Source organism: Pseudomonas laurylsulfativorans (assembly GCF_002906155.1).
GTDB lineage: Bacteria > Pseudomonadota > Gammaproteobacteria > Pseudomonadales > Pseudomonadaceae > Aquipseudomonas > Aquipseudomonas laurylsulfativorans.
Map to the genome: position 1 here is coordinate 333,220 of NZ_MUJK01000001.1, position 20,094 is coordinate 353,313.

16 protein-coding genes are annotated in these 20,094 nt (G+C 61.1%); 6 read left to right on the forward strand and 10 right to left on the reverse strand.

The features are described 5' to 3' along the window. The first annotated feature begins 1 nt into the window (after position 1). From B0D71_RS01480 to B0D71_RS01505, 6 genes are all read left to right on the forward strand, one after another. Positions 2-664, forward strand: a complete 663-nt coding sequence (locus B0D71_RS01480) for an amino acid ABC transporter permease (protein WP_103393149.1) — start codon at positions 2-4, stop codon at positions 662-664. Continuing rightward, on the forward strand, positions 661-1,455 hold the full coding sequence (locus B0D71_RS01485; RefSeq protein WP_103393150.1) for an amino acid ABC transporter ATP-binding protein: 795 nt from the start codon (positions 661-663) through the stop codon (positions 1,453-1,455). Before B0D71_RS01480 ends, B0D71_RS01485 begins: the two co-directional genes overlap by 4 nt. Before the next feature lie 30 nt (positions 1,456-1,485). Further along, a complete protein-coding gene (locus tag B0D71_RS01490) occupies positions 1,486-1,875 on the forward strand; it encodes a RidA family protein (RefSeq protein ID WP_103393151.1) in 390 nt (129 codons plus the stop codon). Positions 1,876-1,950: 75 nt separating this feature from the next. Continuing rightward, positions 1,951-2,715, forward strand: coding sequence for an IclR family transcriptional regulator (locus tag B0D71_RS01495; RefSeq protein ID WP_103393152.1), 765 nt, complete (start codon positions 1,951-1,953; stop codon positions 2,713-2,715). Positions 2,716-2,754: 39 nt separating this feature from the next. Next, positions 2,755-3,972: an amino acid deaminase gene (locus tag B0D71_RS01500; RefSeq protein ID WP_103393153.1), complete on the forward strand. Its 1,218-nt coding sequence runs from the start codon at positions 2,755-2,757 to the stop codon at positions 3,970-3,972. Positions 3,973-4,102: 130 nt separating this feature from the next. Beyond that, positions 4,103-5,038: a sugar kinase gene (locus B0D71_RS01505; RefSeq protein ID WP_103393154.1), complete on the forward strand. Its 936-nt coding sequence runs from the start codon at positions 4,103-4,105 to the stop codon at positions 5,036-5,038. Between the two features lie 160 nt (positions 5,039-5,198). Here B0D71_RS01505 and B0D71_RS01510 read toward each other — a convergent pair whose 3' ends face one another. The 10 genes from B0D71_RS01510 to B0D71_RS01560 all read right to left on the reverse strand — a co-directional run bounded on the left by B0D71_RS01510 (position 5,199) and on the right by B0D71_RS01560 (position 20,040). After that, complete coding sequence (locus B0D71_RS01510) at positions 5,199-5,474, reverse strand: peptidylprolyl isomerase (RefSeq protein WP_007898282.1); 276 nt, start codon at positions 5,472-5,474, stop codon at positions 5,199-5,201. Between the two features lie 54 nt (positions 5,475-5,528). Beyond that, on the reverse strand, positions 5,529-8,066 hold the full coding sequence (locus B0D71_RS01515; protein WP_103393155.1) for a PAS domain-containing hybrid sensor histidine kinase/response regulator: 2,538 nt from the start codon (positions 8,064-8,066) through the stop codon (positions 5,529-5,531). Positions 8,067-8,317: 251 nt separating this feature from the next. After that, entirely contained in the window at positions 8,318-10,273 is a 1,956-nt protein-coding gene (locus tag B0D71_RS01525; protein ID WP_103393157.1) for an acetoacetate--CoA ligase, read from the reverse strand. A 187-nt stretch (positions 10,274-10,460) separates the two neighbouring features. Further along, positions 10,461-11,234 (reverse strand): 3-hydroxybutyrate dehydrogenase, encoded by a 774-nt coding sequence (locus tag B0D71_RS01530; RefSeq protein ID WP_103393158.1) that lies wholly within the window; start codon positions 11,232-11,234, stop codon positions 10,461-10,463. Positions 11,235-11,241: 7 nt separating this feature from the next. Then, positions 11,242-12,633, reverse strand: a complete 1,392-nt coding sequence (locus tag B0D71_RS01535) for a GntP family permease (RefSeq protein WP_103393159.1) — start codon at positions 12,631-12,633, stop codon at positions 11,242-11,244. Positions 12,634-12,908: 275 nt separating this feature from the next. After that, a complete protein-coding gene (locus B0D71_RS01540) occupies positions 12,909-14,324 on the reverse strand; it encodes a sigma-54 interaction domain-containing protein (protein ID WP_103393160.1) in 1,416 nt (471 codons plus the stop codon). Positions 14,325-14,469: 145 nt separating this feature from the next. Continuing rightward, positions 14,470-16,047 (reverse strand): ABC transporter ATP-binding protein, encoded by a 1,578-nt coding sequence (locus B0D71_RS01545; protein ID WP_103393161.1) that lies wholly within the window; start codon positions 16,045-16,047, stop codon positions 14,470-14,472. 41 nt (positions 16,048-16,088) lie between these two features. Continuing rightward, on the reverse strand, positions 16,089-17,111 hold the full coding sequence (locus tag B0D71_RS01550) for an ABC transporter permease (RefSeq protein ID WP_103393162.1): 1,023 nt from the start codon (positions 17,109-17,111) through the stop codon (positions 16,089-16,091). Further along, positions 17,111-18,172, reverse strand: coding sequence for a microcin C ABC transporter permease YejB (locus tag B0D71_RS01555; protein ID WP_103393163.1), 1,062 nt, complete (start codon positions 18,170-18,172; stop codon positions 17,111-17,113). The genes B0D71_RS01550 and B0D71_RS01555 overlap by 1 nt, the downstream gene beginning before the upstream one ends. Further along, a complete protein-coding gene (locus B0D71_RS01560) occupies positions 18,172-20,040 on the reverse strand; it encodes an extracellular solute-binding protein (RefSeq protein WP_103393164.1) in 1,869 nt (622 codons plus the stop codon). Before B0D71_RS01560 ends, B0D71_RS01555 begins: the two co-directional genes overlap by 1 nt. Between the last annotated feature and the right edge of the window lie 54 nt (positions 20,041-20,094).

Genomic DNA, 20,094 nt, shown 5'->3' on the forward strand with positions numbered 1-20,094 from the left:
CATGTACGAATCCCCCAGTTGGTTGCATGAGTTGTGGGTGGCGCGGGAAGTGCTGTGGCAAGGCTTTCTCACCAGTGTCCAGGTGTCGGTGTTGGCGATTTTGCTCGGCACGCTGGTTGGCGTCGTCACCGGACTGGTGCTGACCTACGGCAAATTCTGGATGCGTGCACCGTTTCGTTTTTACGTCGATGTGATTCGCGGTACGCCGGTGTTTGTGCTGGTGCTGGCGTGCTTTTACATGGCGCCGGCGCTCGGCTGGCAGATCAGCGCGTTCCAGGCCGGTGCGTTGGGGCTGACGCTGTTCTGCGGCTCCCACGTCGCCGAGATCGTGCGCGGTGCCTTGCAGGCATTGCCGCGCGGACAGATGGAAGCGAGCAAGGCCATCGGCCTGACGTTCTACCAGGCCTTGGGTTATGTGCTGTTGCCCCAGGCGTTGCGGCAGATTCTGCCGACCTGGGTCAACTCGTCCACAGAGATCGTCAAGGCTTCGACCCTGTTGTCGGTGATCGGCGTGGCGGAATTGCTGCTCAGCACCCAGCAGATCATCGCCCGGACTTTCATGACCCTGGAGTTTTACCTGTTCGCCGGATTTCTGTTTTTCGTCATCAACTACGGCATCGAATTATTCGGCCGGCACATTGAAAAGCGGGTGGCTTTGCCATGATTCAAACTCAAACCAATGCACAAAACGGCCAACCCCTGCTGGACATTCGCGGCCTGCACAAATGTTACGACCAGCTCGAAGTGCTCAAGGGCGTCGACCTGAGCATGCAGCGCGGCAATGTGGTCACGCTGATCGGCTCCAGCGGTTCGGGCAAGACCACGCTGCTGCGTTGCGTGAACATGCTTGAAGAGTTCCAGGGCGGGCAGATCCTGCTTGACGGCGAATCCATCGGTTATGACGAGGTCAACGGCAAACGCATTCGCCACCCGGAAAAAGTCATCGCACGCCATCGCGCCATGACCGGCATGGCGTTCCAGCAGTTCAACCTGTTCCCGCACCTGACCGCGTTGCAGAACGTCACCCTGGGCCTGCTCAAGGTCAAGAAGCTGCACAAGGACGAGGCGGTGGCCCTGGCCGAGAAATGGCTGGAGCGCGTCGGCCTGCTGGAACGGCGCGATCACTTTCCCGGTCAGTTGTCCGGCGGTCAGCAGCAGCGCGTGGCGATTGCCCGGGCGATTGCGATGAACCCGAGCCTGATGCTGTTCGACGAAGTGACCTCGGCGCTGGACCCGGAACTGGTGGGTGAAGTGTTGAATGTGATCAAGGGCCTGGCCGAAGAAGGCATGACCATGCTGTTGGTGACCCACGAAATGCGCTTTGCCTTCGAGGTTTCGGACAAGATCGTCTTCATGAATCAGGGACGTATCGAAGAGCAGGGGCCTCCCAAGGAACTGTTCGAGCGCCCGCAATCGCCGCGTCTGGCGGAATTTCTCAAGAACACGCGTTTTTGAGCCATCAATTTTCAATCAGGAGAAACACTCATGAGCATTACTCGTTACGGCACCGGCAGCGCCGCTGCAGGCGGCACGCCTCGCCCTTTCGCCCGAGCCGTTGAAGCCGATGGCTGGCTGCACGTTTCCGGGCAGGTGCCGGCGGTGGATGGCGAGATCATTACGGGCGGCATCGTCGAACAGACCCACCAGACCATGAAGAACCTGATCGCGATTCTCGAAGAGGCCGGCTATGGCCTGGAAGATGTGGTGCGTGCTGGCGTGTGGCTGGAGGATCCGCGGGATTTCACGAGTTTCAACAAGGTCTTCTCCGAGTACTTCAAACCCGAACACGCCCCGGCCCGTGCCTGCGTGCAGGCGAACATGATGGTCGACTGCAAAGTCGAGATCGACTGCATTGCGTACAAGAAAAAGGCTTGAACCGAGGTGGCTTCATCGCTGGCAAGCCAGCTCCTACAGGTAAACTCCCGGCGACTTTGAATGGAAACCACTGAAATGACCGAAGACACCATCAAACGCCGGGCACGCGGCCTGGACCGGGCGTTCGATATCCTCGATTTCCTCAAGGAGATCGGCCAGCCCCTGCGCCCGAACGACATCGCCAACGGCATCGGCAGCCCCAAATCCACGGTCTACGAACTGGTGGCCTCGCTGCTGGAACGGCGGATCCTGGAACCGGTGGGCAAGGACGGTCATGTCTACCTCGGCCGTCAGTTGTACTTTCTCGGCCAGGCCCACTTGCGCCATTTCGACCTGACCCGCGAGGCCGATCATGCCCTGCAGGAAATTGTCAGCCAGACCCATGAAACCGCGCAGATGTGTCTGCTCAACGGGCGCAAATACACCGTCGCGCTGATGAAGGAAGGGGAGCGGCATTTCCGCATTTCCTCGGATATCGGCGAAAACGCGCCCATCCCCTGGACCGCCTCCGGCCGCCTGTTGCTGGCGCACCTGAGCGACCAGCAAATTGTCGACCTGATCGACCATGACGACTTCATCCTGCCAGACGGTGAACGTTTGCCGCTGGAACAGTTTCTCAGGGAAATCCGTCAGGCCGGTATCGATGGGTTCTTCTCTTTCGATAGCGTCGCCGACACCTTTACCCATTGCTTCGCCGCCCCGGTCAAAGACCCCGGTGGCGTGGCCATCGCGACCCTGTGCATCGTCGCCCCACGGGCGGATGCGAAGAAAAACTACAACGACTACCGCCGGGTGCTGATCGAAAGCGCCAACAGCCTGGCCCGTCGCATCAACGAATAACAGTGGCTGCTCGCAGCCGCGTGAACGAGGAGTTCGACCATGTCTTCTGTTTCCAACACTGCCAACGTGGATAAAGGTGCCGCTCAGACCGGCGCCAGCCTGGTGCGTGATGTCAGCCTGCCGGCGCTGGTGCTGCACCGTGAAGCGCTGGAGCACAACATCCGTTGGATGCAGGCGTTCGCCAGTGACAGCGGCGCAGAGCTGGCACCCCATGGCAAGACCAGCATGACCCCGGCGTTGTTTCGTCGCCAGCTGGACGCCGGTGCCTGGGGCATCACCCTGGCCAGCGCTACGCAAACCCGTGCGGCCTACGCCCATGGCGTGCGCCGCGTGCTGATGGCCAACCAGTTGGTCGGCACGCCGAACATGGCGCTGATCGCCGACCTGTTGGCCGACCCGACGTTCGACTTCTATTGCATGGTCGATCACCCGGACAACGTTGCCGACCTCGGCGCCTATTTTGCCTCCCGTGGCGTGCGCCTGAACGTGATGATCGAGTACGGCGTGGTCGGTGGTCGTTGCGGTTGCCGCAGCGAACAGGAAGTGCTCGACCTGGCCAAAGCCATCGCCGCGCAACCGGCGCTGGCCCTGACCGGCATTGAAGGTTACGAAGGCGTGATCCATGGCGATCACGCCGTGACCGGTATCCGCGATTTCGCCGCGTCACTGGTGCGCCTGGCGGTGCAGTTGCAGGACAGCGGCGCGTTTGCCATTGCCAAGCCGATCATCACCGCGTCGGGTTCGGCCTGGTATGACCTGATTGCCGAGTCCTTCGAAGCCCAGAACGCCGCTGGGCGTTTCCTCAGCGTGCTGCGTCCCGGCAGCTACGTGGCCCACGACCATGGCATCTACAAGGAAGCGCAGTGCTGCGTACTCGACCGTCGCAGCGACCTGCACGAAGGCTTGCGCCCGGCGCTTGAAGTATGGGCGCACGTGCAGTCGTTGCCGGAGCCGGGGTTTGCGGTAATCGCCCTGGGCAAACGCGACGTGGCCTACGACGCCGGTCTGCCGGTGCCATTGCTGCGTTACAAGGCTGGCGTGGTGCCGGCCAGCGGCGATGATGTAGGTGCGTGCAAGGTGACCGCCGTGATGGACCAGCATGCGTTCATGACCGTGGCGCCGGGGGTTGATCTGAAGGTGGGCGACATCATTTCGTTCGGCACGTCGCACCCGTGCCTGACGTTCGACAAGTGGCGTGTCGGCTGTCTGGTGGATGAGCAACTGAACGTCATCGAGACCATGGAAACCTGTTTCTAAGGTTCAGGACCGAGGTGCGGCCTTCGCCAGCAAGCCGGCTCCTACATAGGAATGCGTTCCCCTGTAGGAACCGGCTTGCCGGCGATGAGGCCCGACCAGACAACATCGCAACACCAGAGACCCCACAACAATGAACACCATCAGCACCCTCGGCCCCAACACCCCGCGCATCGCCCTGATCGGCGAATGCATGATCGAGTTGCAGCATCGCGCCGACGGCAGCCTGCAGCAAAGCTTCGGTGGCGATACCTTGAACACGGCGGTGTACCTGTCCCGGGAACTGGGCGAGGGCGGCTCCGTGGATTACGTCACCGCGCTGGGCGACGACAGCTTTAGCGACGCCATGTGCCAGAGTTGGGCCGCGGAAAACATCGGGCTCGGCATGGTTCAGCGCCTGCCTGGGCGTCTGCCGGGTTTGTATTGCATCCAGACTGACGCGGCCGGCGAGCGGCGTTTTCTGTACTGGCGCAATGAAGCGGCGGTACGCGATTGTTTCACTACGCCAGCCGCGGTGCCGATTCTTGCGGCGTTGCCGGATTACGACGTGCTGTATTTCAGCGGCATCACCCTGGCGGTGCTCGGCGTGCAAGGCCGGGAAAAATTGCTGGAGACCCTGATCGAAGCCCGCCAGCGCGATGCGCGAATCGTCTTCGACAACAACTACCGACCGCGGCTGTGGGCATCGGTTGAGGACGCACAAGCGGCGTATCGCAGCGTACTGCCGCATGTCGACATGGCATTGCTGACGGTGGATGACGAACAGGCGTTGTTCGGTTACTCCGACTGTGAGGCCGTGTTTGCCGCGTATGAGCAGATCGGTACGCCGGAAGTGGTGCTCAAGCGCGGTGCGCAAGCGTGCTTGATTCGTTGTGATGGCGAGTCATTCGAAGTGCCGGCGCAGAAGGTCGAGCGGGTGGTGGACACCACGGCGGCGGGGGATTCGTTCAGTGCGGCGTATCTGGCTTCGCGGCTCAAGGGTGGTAACCCGGTGGACGCCGCCGAGGCCGGGCATCGGTTGGCGAGTCGGGTGATTCAGGTGCCGGGGGCGTTGATTCCCAGGGATTAATGCGATTTCTGTGGCGAGGGGGCTTGCCCCCGTTGGGCCGCGAAGCGGCCCTAAACCTGCCATGTATGATCTGCCTGATACACCGCATGCACAGAATTTGCGACTGCTGCGCAGCCGAACGGGGGCAAGCCCCCTCGCCACAGGAGCCCGGCCAACAGCATCAATCCCGATAAAACACCTGCACCAGGTGATAGCCGAATTTGCTCTTGATCGGCCCATGCACCACCCGCAGCGGTTTCTTGAAGATCACCGCATCGATCACGCCGACCATCTGCCCCGGACGGACTTCACCGAGGTCACCGCCGCGCTTGCCCGAGGGGCAGGTCGAATACTTCTTGGCCAGCACATCGAACGCTTCGCCCTTGGCGATGCGTTGTTTGAGCTGCTCGGCTTCTTCCGAGGTTTTCACCAGAATATGGCGGGCTTGAGCTTTCATGGGGCAGTTACCTTGCAACGGTAGTGACAACGAGGCGCGCGATTATGCCTCAACTCAGTTCGGTTGGCCGATCATCGTGCGAATCTTGTTGGCCAGCAGGTCGATGGAAAACGGTTTGGCCACCATGTCCATGCCTTCTTCAAGGAAACCCTGGCGTTCGGCGGCGATTTGCGCATAACCGGTCATGAACAGTACTTTCAGTTCGGGACGGTGCTGGCGGGCGATTTCCGCCAGTTGTCGGCCATTCATGCCCGGCAACCCCACGTCGGTCACCAGCAGGTCCACCCTCAGGTCCGACTCCAGCACTGGCAGGGCGCCCTTGGCATCTTCGGCTTCATGGGTGCGGTAACCGAGCTCCTTGAGCAGGTCCAGCACCAGCATGCGCACCGCCGCATCGTCCTCGACCAGCATCACGGTCTCGCCGGCAATCGCCGCCGGTGCCTCACCGACGACGGGTGCCAGGACGTTGTCCGGCTCGGTCGAGTGCAGGCGCGGCAGGTACAAGCGCACGCTGGTGCCCCGTCCGGGCAGGCTGAACAGGCTGACGTGGCCACCCGATTGTTGGGCGAAACCGTAGATCATCGACAGGCCCAGGCCGGTGCCCTGGCCGATGGGCTTGGTGGTGAAGAATGGGTCGAATGCCTTGGCCAGCACCGAGGGCGTCATGCCGGTGCCGTTGTCACTCACCGCAATCATCACGTAGTCGCCGGCCTTGACCGGTTCCAGGGTCGTGATGTCGCTGCCGTCGAGGTATACGTTGACCGTTTCGATCTGCAACTCGCCGCCATCGGGCATGGCGTCCCGGGCGTTGATCACCAGGTTGAGCAAGGCGTTTTCCAGTTGGCTGACATCAGTGCTGACCCGCCAGATGTTCTCGGCCAATTGCAGTTTGAGTGCGATGTTGTCGCCCTTGGTACGACTGAACAGGTCTTCGAGCGAGTGAATCAACTCGTTGGGGTCCAGCGGCTTGCGGTTGAGCGACTGGCGCCGGGAGAAGGCCAGCAAGCGATGGGTGAGGGCGGCGGCGCGGTTGGCCGAGGACACCGCCGCCTCGGTGAATCGGCCGATTTCGTTGAGGCGGCCGTCGGCGATGTAGCGTTGCATCAGGTCGAGGCTGCCGATGATGCCGGTGAGCATGTTGTTGAAATCGTGGGCGATGCCGCCGGTAAGCTGACCGACCGCCTCCATTTTCTGGGCATGGCGCAAGGCGTCCTCGGCACGCTCACGCTCGAACATCTCGTTTTGCAAACGCTCGTTGGCCTCGGCCAATTGACGGGTGCGCGCGGCAACCCGTTCCTCAAGGGTTTCGTTGAGATTGCGCAGGGCTTCTTCGGTCTTTTTGCGTTCGGTTTCGTCGATCACGAAGATGTAGAAACCGTTCACCGCACCGTCTGGGCCGTGGCGGGGCAGGTAATTCATCAAGGCCTGGCGGATGCTGCCATCACGGTGTGGCGTGCTGATGCTGAAACAGCAAGGCCGGCCGGACAGTGCCTCAGTGATGTAAGGCGCGCGCAAGGCATAGGCTTCTTCGCCAAGCACTTCAAGAATGGTTCGCCCGTATAGCTCTTGCGGGGTCAGCCCGTACCAGTCCAGGTACGCCGCATTGTTCAGGCGAAAACGTTCTTCGCGATCGACGTAGCTGATCAGGATCGGCATGGCGTTGATGATCAGTTGCAGTTCGGTCTGGCTCTGGCGTAGGGCCTGCTCGGTATGTTTACGCTCGGTCAGGTCCAGGGCGGCGCCGAGAAAGCGCATCGGCCGGCCGTGGTGATCCTTGTAGCAGCGGCCACGGGCAAACACCCAGCGCATCTGGCCGTCGGATTGCAGCAGGCGGTATTCCTCGGCGTATTCGCTGCCATGGGTGATGCAATGCTTGATGCTGCGGGCGATCAGGGCGCGGTCTTCGGGGTGTACGCCGTGCAGGTACTCACTGATCGGCAACTGGTTGGCCATGGCCGGGTCGATGCCGTGCAGTTGGGCAAAGTGCGCATCGGCGATGAAACGGTCTTCGCTGATGTCCCAGTCCCAGGTGCCGACCGCATCGGTGGCGGCGAGGGCCAGTTGCAGGCGCTCCTCGGTTTCACGCTGGGCCTTGAGGCTGGCCGCCGAGCGCTGTTCAAGTTCGAGGGCGATGCGTCGGCGCTCATTGGTTTCGATGGCGGTGACCAGAATCCCGGCTACTGCGGCACTTTCGTCGCGGATCGGGCTGTAGGTCAGGTCGAGCCAGAAGTCGGATTCGCGGCCCTCACGTTGCAGGGTAAAGCGCTGCTCGCTGTAGGTCCGTACCTGACCCTGCAGGACGGCGCTGTAAATCGGGTCGGTAAAGTCTTTCAACTCCGGCCAGATCAGGTGTGTCGGTTGGCCGAAAGCGTGCGGATGTTTGCTTCCGGCGAGCAGGGCGAAGCCGTCGTTGTAGATCTGCGTCAATTGCGGGCCCCACAGCAACAACATCGGCATCGGTGAGTGAATCACGATGTCCACGGCGGTTCGCAGGCTCTGTGGCCAAGTGCTGGCCGCGCCCAGCGGGCTGCTTGCCCAGTCGATTCGGGCGATCAAGGCCTGGGCTTCGCTGGCGGTGGGTGTCGCGTTCATCTGGGAGTCCTGAGCCTGAGTCGCTTTAGCTGGCATCTATTCTTGCACAGGTGACAGGCCCAGGTTGATTCGGAGGCTTGAGCGGTTCAGCGATACACGACCCTGTGGGAACGAGGGGCATTGGCCGACGGCGCCGAAAACACCAAACCCTGTAGGAGCGAGCTTGCTCGCGATAAACCTGAGAGCGCCGCGGGGCACCTGCCCACCAGCGTTATCGTTGAAGACCATCGCGAGCAAACTCGCTCCTACACTCAATCCAGCAGTTCGGGCCTGTTTCGGTACTGCTCCAGCGCCTCGGGATTGGCCAGTGCATCGGTGTTCTTTACCTTCTGCCCATGCACCACATTGCGTACAGCCAGCTCGACGACCTTGCCGCTGATGGTCCGGGGAATGTCCGTCACTGCGACAATCTTCGCCGGCACATGACGCGGCGTGGTGTTGGCGCGAATGGTCTGGCGGATCTGCTGTTGCAGCGCCTCGTCCAGTTCGAGTCCGTCGCGCAAGCGTACGAACAGCACCACTCGCACGTCATCCTGCCATTGCTGGCCGATGGCCACGCTGTCGAGCACCTGTGGAATTTTTTCCACCTGGCGATAGATTTCCGCCGTGCCGATGCGCACGCCGCCGGGGTTGAGCACGGCATCGGAGCGGCCGTGGATCATCATCCCGCCATGGGGCAGTTGTTCGGCGTAGTCGCCCTGAGCCCAGACGCCGGGGAACAGGCTGAAATAAGATGTGCGCAGTTTTTCGCCATCGGGATCGTTCCACAGACCAACAGGCATCGCCGGGAAGTGCCGGGTACACACCAGCTCGCCTTTTTCGCCAGTAACCGGTCGACCTTCGTCATTCCACACTTCGACGGCCATGCCCAGGCTCTTGCCCATGATTTCGCCACGCCTGACCTGTGTCATCGGGTTGCCGTTGACGAAGCACGAGACGATGTCGGTGCCACCGGACATCGAGGCCAGGCACACGTCAGCCTTGAAGTCGCGATAGACATAGTCGTAACTCTGCGGCGACAGCGCCGAGCCGGTGCAGAGCAACGTCTTGAGGCTGCTCAGGTCGTGGCTTTCACGCGGCTTGATACCGCTGCTTTCCAGGGTGGCGAGAAACTTCGGGCTGGTACCAAAGACACTGATGCTTTCGTCGTCGATCAGGTCGATCAGGCGTTGCGGGTCGGGCTGGAACGGCGAACCGTCATACAGCACCACTGCACTGCCCACCGCCATTGCCGATACCAGCCAGTTCCACATCATCCAGCCGCAGGTGGTGTAGTAGAACAGCCGTTCACCGGGGCCGAGGTCGCCATGCAGGCCGTGTTCCTTGACGTGTTGCAGCAACACGCCGCCGGTGCTGTGGATGATGCATTTGGGCACGCCGGTGGTGCCGCTGGAATAGAGGATGTACAGCGGATGGGCGAAGGACACCGGGACGAAATCCGGTTCGCCGCCGGGTTCGTAGAAATCGTCCCACAGCGTCACGTTGGCCTGGGTGTGGAAGTGTTCGATGTGCGCCTGTGGGCGTGCGTAAGGCACGACGATCAGCTGTTGCAGCGATGGCAGGCGCTGGAGGATCTCGTTGACCTTGGCGGTCTGGTCGATCTCTTTGCCGGCATAGCGGTAACCGGCGCAAGTCACCAGCACTTTCGGCTCGATCTGGCCGAATCGGTCAACCACCCCTTGGGTGCCAAAGTCCGGCGAAGAACAGGACCAGATGGCGCCAAGACTGGTGGTGGCGAGCATGGCCACCAGGGTTTGCCAGGTGTTGGGCATGCAGGCGGCGACCCGGTCGCCAACCCCGACACCGGCCGCTATCAGACCGTTTTGAAAGCCGGCGACATGTTCGGCGAGTTCGGCCCAGGTCAAATGTTCACGCTGACCGTTTTCGCCAACGGCTACCACGGCGATAGCATCATCGCGGCGCTGGAGCAGGTGTTCGGCAAAGTTCAGCGTTGCGCCGGGGAACCACTGGGCACTGGGCATTTGCGGGCCTTCGAGCAGGACTGCGTCGGGTTGTTCGTGGAAGCGGATGTCGAAAAAATCGACAATGGCCTGCCAGAAATCCACGCGCTGATCGATGGACCATTGGTGCAGGGCCGGGTAGTCATCGATCTTGAGGTGGTAGCGCTGGTTGATGAAGCGCCGGAAGGCCTCCATGCGGGTCTTGCCAATACGCTTGGCGTCGGGTTGCCAGAGGATGTCGGACATGGTTTGCCTCTTCTTATCAACGCACTAAATCGGGTTTTTGTGGCGAGGGGGCTTGCCTCCGTTGGGTGGCGAAGCCGCCCCTAAATCCTGCCCCCGGTTTGAATTCATATTCCGCGAGCACTGAATTTACGACTGCTGCGCAGCCGGACGGGGGCGAGCCCCCTCGCCACAGGGGTTTAGCGGCTGGTCACTGCGCCAACCACCCACCATCAACATTCCACGCTGCGCCACGCACCTGGCTACCGGCTTCGCTGCACAGGAACAGCACCAGTTCACCCAGTTGCGGCGGTGTCACGAACTCCAGTGATGGCTGCTTTTCAGCGAGCAAATCATGCTGCGCCTGCTGCGGGTCAACGCCACTGGCGGCTCGATCATCGATCTGTTTTTGCACCAGCGGCGTCAATACCCAGCCAGGGCAGATCGCATTGCAGGTGACCTGGGTGGTTGCGGTTTCCAGCGCGACCACTTTGGTCAAGCCGATCACGCCATGCTTGGCCGCGACGTAGGCTGACTTGCCCACCGAACCGACCAGGCCATGCACCGAGGCAATGTTGATCACCCGGCCCCAGCCCTTGGCACGCATGCCCGGCAGGCTCAAGCGGGTGCTGTGGAACACCGACGACAGGTTGATGGCGATGATCGAATCCCAGCGTTCCACCGGGAACTCGTCCACCGCCGCCACGTGTTGAATGCCGGCGTTGTTGACCAGAATGTCGACGCCGCCAAACTCACTTTCGGCGTAGGCGATCATGTCGGCAATCTGTGCCGGATCGCTGACATCGGCCGGGTGATGACCGACCTTGCCGCCGAACTGTTGCACCTCGGCGATCACTTGGGAGGCATCGCCAAAGCCATTGAGGATCAGGTTGGCCCCGGCCTTGGCCAGGCTGAGGGCGATCCCCAGGCCGATGCCGCTGGTGGAGCCGGTGACCAGTGCGGTCTTGCCCGAAAGAGTCGTCATGAATACCTCACACAATGCCAGTGGCGTAGAAGGTGCCGATCACCACGAAAACTGCCAGGGTCTTGATCAGCGTAATGCAGAAAATGTCTTTATAGGCTTCGCGGTGGGTCAGCCCGGTCACCGCCAGCAGGGTAATCACCGCGCCGTTGTGTGGCAGGGTGTCCATACCGCCGCTGGCCATCGCGGCGACCCGGTGCAGCACTTCCAGCGGAATATTTGCCGCGTGGGCGGCACTGATGAACTGCTCGGACATTGCTGCCAGCGCGATGCTCATGCCGCCCGAAGCGGAACCGGTGATGCCGGCCAGCAGGGTCACAGTAATCGCTTCGTTGACCAGCGGATTGGGAATGCTCTTGAGCCAGTCGGCCAACACCAGAAAGCCCGGCAGCGATGCGATCACCGCGCCGAAACCGTATTCCGAGGCGGTGTTCATCGCCGCCAGCAACGCACCGCTGACCGCGCTTTTGCTGCCTTCGGCGAGTTTGCTGCGAATTGCCTGGAAGCCAAACACCAGGACCATGAGGATGCCGATCAGCAGCGCCGCCTGTACTGCCCAGATCGCCGTGAGCTTGGCGATTTCGGTGGTCACGGGCGCGGCCATGCCCGGCAGCGCAAGGCTGTGGGTCTTGCCATACACCTGTGGAATCCAATGGGTGAACAGCAGGTTCATGATACCCACCGCCAATAGAGGCGACAGCGCCAGCCACGGGTTGGGCAGCTTGAGGTCGGCGGCGGTTTCCGGTTCGTTGCGCAGGTCAGAGCCATAACCTTCACCGGCGCGCTGTGCCTTGTTGCGCTGGCGCTGGAGAAACAGCATGCCGGCACAGAACACGAAGATCGTGCCGATCACGCCCAGCCACGGCGCCGCCCACGCGGTGGTGTTGAAGAAGGTGCTGGGGATGATGTTCTGGATTTGTGGCGTGCCGGGCAGGGCGTCCATGGTGAACGAGAACGCGCCCAGGGCAATGGTCGCCGGGATCAGGCGCTTGGGGATGTTGCTCTGGCGGAACATCTCGGCGGCAAACGGATAGACCGCGAACACCACCACAAACAGCGAGACGCCACCGTAGGTCAGCAGGGCACAGACCAGCACGATCACCAGCATCGCCTGGCGGGTGCCGAGCAGGCGAATCGCCGCCGCGACGATGGAGCGCGAGAAGCCGGACAGTTCGATCAATTTGCCGAACACCGCGCCAAGCAGAAACACCGGGAAATACAGCTTGATGAACCCGACCATTTTTTCCATGAACACCCCGGTGAAAGCGGGGGCGACAGCAGACGGGTCGGTCAGCAGGACCGCGCCGAGGGCGGCAATCGGGGCAAAAAGGATAACGCTGTAGCCACGGTAGGCCGCCAGCATCAGCAGCGCGAGGGCTGCCAAGGCAATGATCACACTCATGGTGTGTCTCCTGGGTTGTTATTTTTGTTGGGTGAAACGTTGTAGGAGAGGCGTATAGCGAGTTTTGTGCCAGCTCTATATGTGATTGATATATAAGGGAAAATAATTTTGTTGCTGATGTTTTTCGATCTTGTGTCTCTGTAATGAGAACTTTTTTGGATGTAATGCCGCCATCGCTGGCAAGCCAGCTCCTACAGGGAATTGCGTAAACCTGTAGGAGCTGGCTTGCCAGCGATTCGCGCGCAGTGCGTCCTATAAAAGAGAATCGTGTCTCCTTATAGAGACTCGGCAATCCCCAGCGCCACCATCTTCTTGTACAACGTCGACCGTCCAAGCCCCAGTCGTGCTGCGGCTTCAATCACCTTGCCCCCGCATTGCGCGAGGGTGGTTTCGATCAGTTGCCGGTCAAAGCGCTCCCGCGCTGCAGTGAACGTCTCATGGGCGATCGGTTCGATGGTCAAGGGCGCCACGCGCTCTACCGGAGTGAACGTTCCAATCGCCGCGCGGATATCCGCTGTCGTCAGGCGCAAATCATCACTGAGCAGCGCGGCCCGCTCCAGCACATTGCGCAGTTCGCGGATGTTCCCCGGCCAGGCGTGTTGCCCCAACAATGCCAGGGCTTCGTGGTGCAGTTCATGCTGGCTGCGCAGTTCTTCGAGTATGGCTTCACTGAGTGCCGGCACGTCATCCAGGCGGTCGCGCAGGGGCGGAACCTGTATCGGCAACACGTTGAGCCGGTAGTACAAGTCGGCGCGGAATTCGCCGCGTTTGATCGCCGCTTCCAGGTCCGTAGAGGTCGCGGCGATTACCCGCACATCGCTCTGGATCACTTCGTTGGAGCCCACCGGCTCGAATTCTTTTTCCTGCAACACCCGCAACAATTTGCTTTGCAGGGGCAGCGGCATGTCGCCGATTTCGTCGAGGAACAGCGTGCCGCCCTGGGCGATCTGCAATTTACCGGCGCGGCCCTTGCGGTCGGCTCCGGTAAACGCGCCGGGGGCGGTGCCGAAAAATTCGGCCTCCAGCAGCGATTCGGGAATCGCCGCGCTGTTGATGCTGACAAACGCCTTGTGTGCACGGGGCGAGGCATTGTGGATCGCCTGGGCCAGCAACTCCTTGCCGGTGCCGGTTTCGCCGAGCAGCAGCACCGGTGATTCGGTGCTCGCACTGCGCCGGGCGCGGCGTTTGACTTCCAGGCTGGCGGCGCTGGTGCCGATGAAATGGGCAAAGTTGTATTTGGTCTGCCGTGCCCGTAGCAGCGAGCGGGTGGAGGCCAGTTCTTCCTGCATGCTCATGTAGCGCTTGAGCATTGGCGACAGGCTGCGCAACTCATCGAACAGGGCGAAACCAATGGCGCCGATCACCACGCCGGCATCGTCGTGAATCGGCAGGCGCATGACCACCAGCGGCTCTTTGGGGGTGTCTTGCATGTCTAGCAGGATCGGCCGGCCGGTGCGCACCACTTCACGCAACAGGCTGCCGGGGATCACACTTTCGCAGGGCTTGCCGATTGCGACTTCTGCCGATTGCAGGCCGAAGCGTCGGGCATAGCGCTCATTCATCCAGACGATGTTGGCATCGCGGTCGACAATCACCGTGCCCTCGCTCGATTGCTCGATGATCTCGAACAACGAGCGGATCGCCAGCAAGCGAACGCGCTGGTAGTCCTTGAGGCTTTCGGTGGTGTTCATGGGTTTGATCCTGATGATTTATTGCCTGTGCCGGCCCCTTCGCGAGCAGGCTCGCTCCTACAGTTGATCTGTGTCGTTCACAAATCCCCTGTGGGAGCGAGCCTGCTCGCGAAGGCCGCGCCTCGGTCCAACTGAACGCAGCCGATTATGCCTGCCCAAGCAACGCCGCCGCCAACAGCTCCTTGGTGTACGGGTGCTGCGGTGAGTCGAACACCTCATGGCTGGCGCCGCGTTCCACCACTTTGCCGTCCTTGATCACGATCATGTCGTGGGCCAGGGCGCGCACCACCGCCAGGTCATGACTGATGAAAAGGTAGGTCAACCCGTGTTTTTCCTGAAGTTGGCGGAGCAGGGCGACCACCTGTTTTTGCACCGTGCGATCCAGCGCCGAAGTCGGTTCGTCGAGCAGGATCAGCGCCGGTTTCAGTACCAGCGCCCGGGCAATGGCAATGCGCTGACGTTGGCCGCCGGAGAACTCGTGGGGATAACGATGACGACTTTGCGGGTCGAGGCCGACTTCGCTCAGTGCCCGGATCACTTCGGCGTTGCACTCTTCAGTGCTCAGCTCGCTGTGCACCTCCAGGCCCTCGCTGATGATCTGCGCTACCGACATCCGCGGGCTGAGGCTGCCGAAGGGGTCCTGGAACACTACCTGCATTTTCTTGCGCCACGGCCGAAGCTGCTTCTGCGTCAGGCCGTCCAGTGCCTGGCCCTGAAAGCGGATGCTGCCTTCGGAGTCGAGCAAGCGCAGGATCGCCTGGCCAAGGGTGGACTTGCCCGAACCTGACTCGCCGACAATGCCCAGGGTCTTGCCGCGCTGAATGTTCAGGCTGATGCCATCGACGGCGCGCAGCCAGGTCTTGCGCTGAAACAAGCCGCCACTGACGGGAAACCGCACCCGCAGGTCGTCCACCTCCAGTACGTTTTCGCGCTCGTCCCGGGGCAAGGCTTCGCCCTCGGGTTCGGCGTGCAGCAATACACAGCTGTAAGGGTGCTTGGGTTCGGTGAAAAGGATTTCGCAAGGCGCCTGCTCGACGATTTCCCCGGCCTTCATCACGCACACGCGTTGGGCGATGCTGCGCACCAGATTGAGGTCATGACTGATCAGCAGCAGCGACATGCCCAACCGCTGTTGCAGGGATTTGAGCAGCAGCAGGATCTTGCGCTGCACCGTCACATCCAGCGCGGTGGTCGGTTCATCGGCGATCAGGAGTTCCGGCTCGCAGGCCAGGGCCATGGCGATCATCACCCGTTGGCGTTGGCCGCCGGACAACTGGTGGGGATAGGCCTTGAGGCGTTCCTCGGGTTTCTGGATGCCCACCAGGTGCAGCAATTCGAGGATTCGTGCTTGCGCCGCCTTGCCGGCCAGGCCTTTGTGCACCAGCAAGGTTTCACCGATCTGTTTTTCGATGGAGTGCAGCGGGTTCAGGGAGGTCATCGGCTCCTGAAAGATCATCGCGATGCGATTGCCGCGCAGTTTGCGCAACTTGCCGGTATCTGCGCCCACCAGTTCCTGGCCGCGATAGCGAATGCTGCCCGTTGTCTCGGTATCGGTTGGCGGCAGCAATTGCAGGATCGAGTGGGCCGTCACCGACTTGCCCGAGCCCGACTCGCCCACCAGCGCCAGGCATTCGCCGGGGCGGATGTCCAGGCACAGATTGCGCACCACGGTCTGGCCGCTGAAGGCCACGCTGAGGTCTCGGATTTCGATCAGGTTGGTCATATCAACATTCCGTTTTCAAGAGCGTGCATCAAGATCGCGGATCAAGATCGCGGATCAAATGCGTCGCGCAACGCTTCGCCAATGAATACCAGTAAAGAAAGAATCAGCGCCAGGGTGAAAAACGCTGTCAGACCCAGCCACGGCGCTTGCAGGTTCTGCTTGCCCTGGCCGATCAGTTCGCCCAGCGAAGCGCTGCCCGCCGGCATGCCGAAGCCGAGGAAATCCAGTGCCGTCAGGGTGGAAATTGCCCCGGTGAGGATGAACGGCAAGTAGCTCAAAGTCGCGTTCATGGCGTTGGGCAGGATGTGCCGCACGATGACTTTGCGGTCGGTCAGGCCCAGCGCCCGCGCGGCCTTGACGTATTCCAGGTTGCGCCCGCGCAGGAACTCGGCGCGCACCACGTCCACCAGGGCCAGCCATGAAAACAGCGCCATGATCCCCAGTAGCCACCAGAAACTCGGCTCGACGAAGCCCGACAGAATGATCAGCAGGTACAGCACCGGCAATCCGGACCACACCTCCAGCAGACGCTGACCGAGCAAGTCCACCCAGCCGCCGTAATAGCCTTGCAGGGCCCCGGCCGCGATGCCGATCAGGGCACTGACAAACGTCAACATCAAGGCAAACAGGATCGATACTCGGGCACCGAAGATCACCCGGGCCAGAACGTCCCGTGCCTGGTCGTCGGTGCCCAGCCAATTGACGCTGGAGGGCGGACTGGGGGCGGGTTTGTTCAGGTCGTAGTTGGGCGTGTCGTCACTGAACGGAATCGGTGGGAACAGCAGCCAGCCACCGTCCTTCTTGATCAGCTTCTGCACGTAGTCGCTGCGGTAGTCGGCCTGGAATGGCAGTTGCCCGCCAAACTCCTGCTCGGTATGGCGCTTGAAGACTGGGAAGTACCACTGGCCCTGATAGCTGACCACCAGCGGTTTGTCGTTGGCGATCAACTCGCCGCCCAGGGTCATCAGGAACAGGCCGATAAACAGCCAGAGCGACCACCAGCCCCGGCGATTTTTCTTGAAGCGCGCAAAGCGGCGACGCGCCAACGGTGAAAGCTTGACCATCAGGCGTTCCTCGCAGCGAAGTCGATACGCGGGTCGACCAGGGTGTAGCAGAGGTCGCCGACCAGTTTTATCAAAAGGCCAAACAAGGTGAAGATGAACAGTGAGCCGAACACCACCGGATAGTCCCGGGATACTGCCGCTTCGTAGCTCATGCGGCCCAGGCCGTCGAGAGAGAAGATCACCTCGATCAGCAGCGAGCCGGCAAAAAACACACTGATGAACGCCTGGGGAATGCCCGACACCACCAGCAGCATGGCATTGCGGAACACGTGTCCATAGAGCACCCGGCGTTCACTCAAACCCTTGGCCCGGGCGGTGACCACGTACTGGCGGGTGATTTCATTGAGGAATGAGTTCTTGGTCAGGATGGTCAGCGTGGCGAAACCGCCGATCACCAGCGCGGTCACCGGTAACACCAGATGCCAGAAGTAGTCGGCAACCTTGCCAAGGGTCGACAGCGAGTCGAAGTTGTCCGAGACCAGTCCGCGAACCGGGAACCAGTTCAGCGAAGTGCCACCGGCAAAGACCACGATCAGGAACATCGCAAACAGGAACGCGGGCATGGCATAACCGATGATGATCGCGGTGCTGCTCCAGATGTCGAAATGGCTGCCATGGTGCACGGCCTTGCGGATGCCCAGGGGAATCGACACCAGATAGGTGATCAGCGTCGCCCAGAGCCCGAGGGAAATGGTCACCGGCATTTTTTCCAGGATCAGGTCGGTGACGGTGGCACCGCGGAAAAAGCTCTTGCCGAAGTCCAGGCGCGCGTAGCTGGTGAGCATCAGCCAGAGACGCTCGTGTGCCGGCTTATCGAAACCGTACTGTTTTTCAATGTCCTTGATCAGTTGCGGGTCGAGCCCGCGACTGGCCCGGGACTTGCCGTTCATGGTTTCGCCGGAACCGCCGCCAACCGTGGCGCCACCAATGCCTTGCAGGTGCGCGATGGCCTGTTCGACCGGCCCGCCCGGTGCAGCCTGGACGATGACGAAGTTGACCAGAAGAATGATCACCAACGTCGGAATGATCAGCAGCAGGCGCCGCAGTATGTAAGCCCACATCAGTGCGGCCCTCCGGGTTTGCCACGGCTGATACGCTCGGCCGTCATCTGTTGGTTGGTCAATGGCGTGGTGCTCATCTCCCACCAGCTCTCGATGGCTTCGTCATTGCTCGCCTGCACGTTCGGGATGCCGAAGCGGTTCCACCACACCGTCGAGGTGCCTGGTGGGTAATAGTTGGGAATCCAGTAGTAATTCCATTGCAGAACCCGGTCCAGGGCATGGGCGTAATGCAGCATGTCGGCCTGGGTATTGGCGCGGATCAGCCCGGTGATCAGGGTGTCCACTGCCGGGTTTTTCAACACCATGTAGTTGTTGGAGCCTGGGTCGGTGGCCGCCGCGGAACCGAAGTAATTGAGCAATTCGTTCCCTGGAGAGGTGGTGACCGGGTAGCCGGTGACGATCATGTCGTAGTCGCGGCTCATCAGGCGATTGACGTACTGGGACGAGTCGATGCGGCGGATGTTGAGGTCGATGCCGATCTGTTTCAACGTACGTTTATAGGGCAGCAGCAGGCGGTCCATGCCGTTTTGACTGACCAGGAAGGTGAAGCTCAACGGCTCGCCGTCGGCATTGACCAGTTGGTCGCCATCGGGTTTCCAGCCGGCCTGTTCGAGCAAGTCCAGGGCTTGCAGCTGTTTGTCGCGGATCACGCCGCTGCCATCGGTCTTCGGCGCCTCGAACACGTTGGTGAAGACTTCGTCGGGAATTTGCCCGCGCAATGGTTCGAGAATCGCCAGCTCACCGGCATCCGGCAGTTGCCTGGCCGCGAGATCGGTATTGGAAAAAAAGCTCTGCTGGCGGATGTACATGTCACGCATCATCTGCCGGTTGCTCCACTCGAAGTCCCACAGCATCACCAGTGCCTGGCGCACGCGACGGTCCTGGAACATGGGCTTTTGCAGATTGAACACAAAACCCTGGGCTGGCTGCGGTGCCTCGGTGGCAAGGTGGGCCTTTTGCAGGCGACCATCGCTCAGGGCCGGGCTGTCGTAGCCGATGGAATAGCCGGTGGCGGAAAATTCGCGATTGTAGTCATAGGCGCCACCGCGCAGGACCTGGCGCGCCACGTCGGTATCGCCGAAGTACTCGATGCTGAAATGATCGAAGTTGTACAGGCCACGGCTGACCGGCAGGTCCTTGCCCCACCAGTCGGGATTGCGCTCGAAGGTGATGCTGCGCCCGGAATCGATCTTGCCGACTTTATAGGGGCCGCTGCCCAAAGGCGCTTCATAGCCGCCGCCACCGGCGAAATCGCGACTCTTCCACCAGTGTTCGGGAAACACCGGCAGGGTCGCGATATCCAGGGGCAGGGTGCGGTTTTCGTTGTTCTTGAAATCAAAGCGGACCGTCAGCGGCGATTCCACTTCGATGCCTTTGACGTCGGCGAACTGCGTGCGGTATCGCAGGCTGCCCTGGGTCATCAGCAGGTCAAAGGTATAACGCACGTCTTGGGCGGTAATCGGTTTGCCATCGGCAAAACGTGCCTTTGGGTTGAGGTAAAAGCGCAGGGATAACCCGTCTTCGGAGCGCTCCATCTTCTCTGCCACCAGACCGTACACGGTGTAAGGCTCGTCAAGCGAACGCTGGGCCAGCGGCGAATAGAGCAGGCCGTCGATCTGTGTGACGCCGATGCCTTTGTCGATGTAAGGCAAAACATGGTCGAACTGACCAATTTCGATCGCCGAGCGCCGCATCGTGCCGCCTTTGGGGGCCTGCGGGTTGGTGTAGGCAAAATGACTGAAGCCGGCAGGGTACTTTGCCGGTTCGCCGTAAACGGTCAATGCATGCCGCGGTTCAGCATTCACACCGGCGGTACCCATCAGCAGGGACACGGCAGTGAACAACAAGGTAGAGAAAGCCAGTCGCATTGTCAGCCTTAGAGCCGGGTGGTCGTTAACGACAATTTGTACGCTAGCGACGCG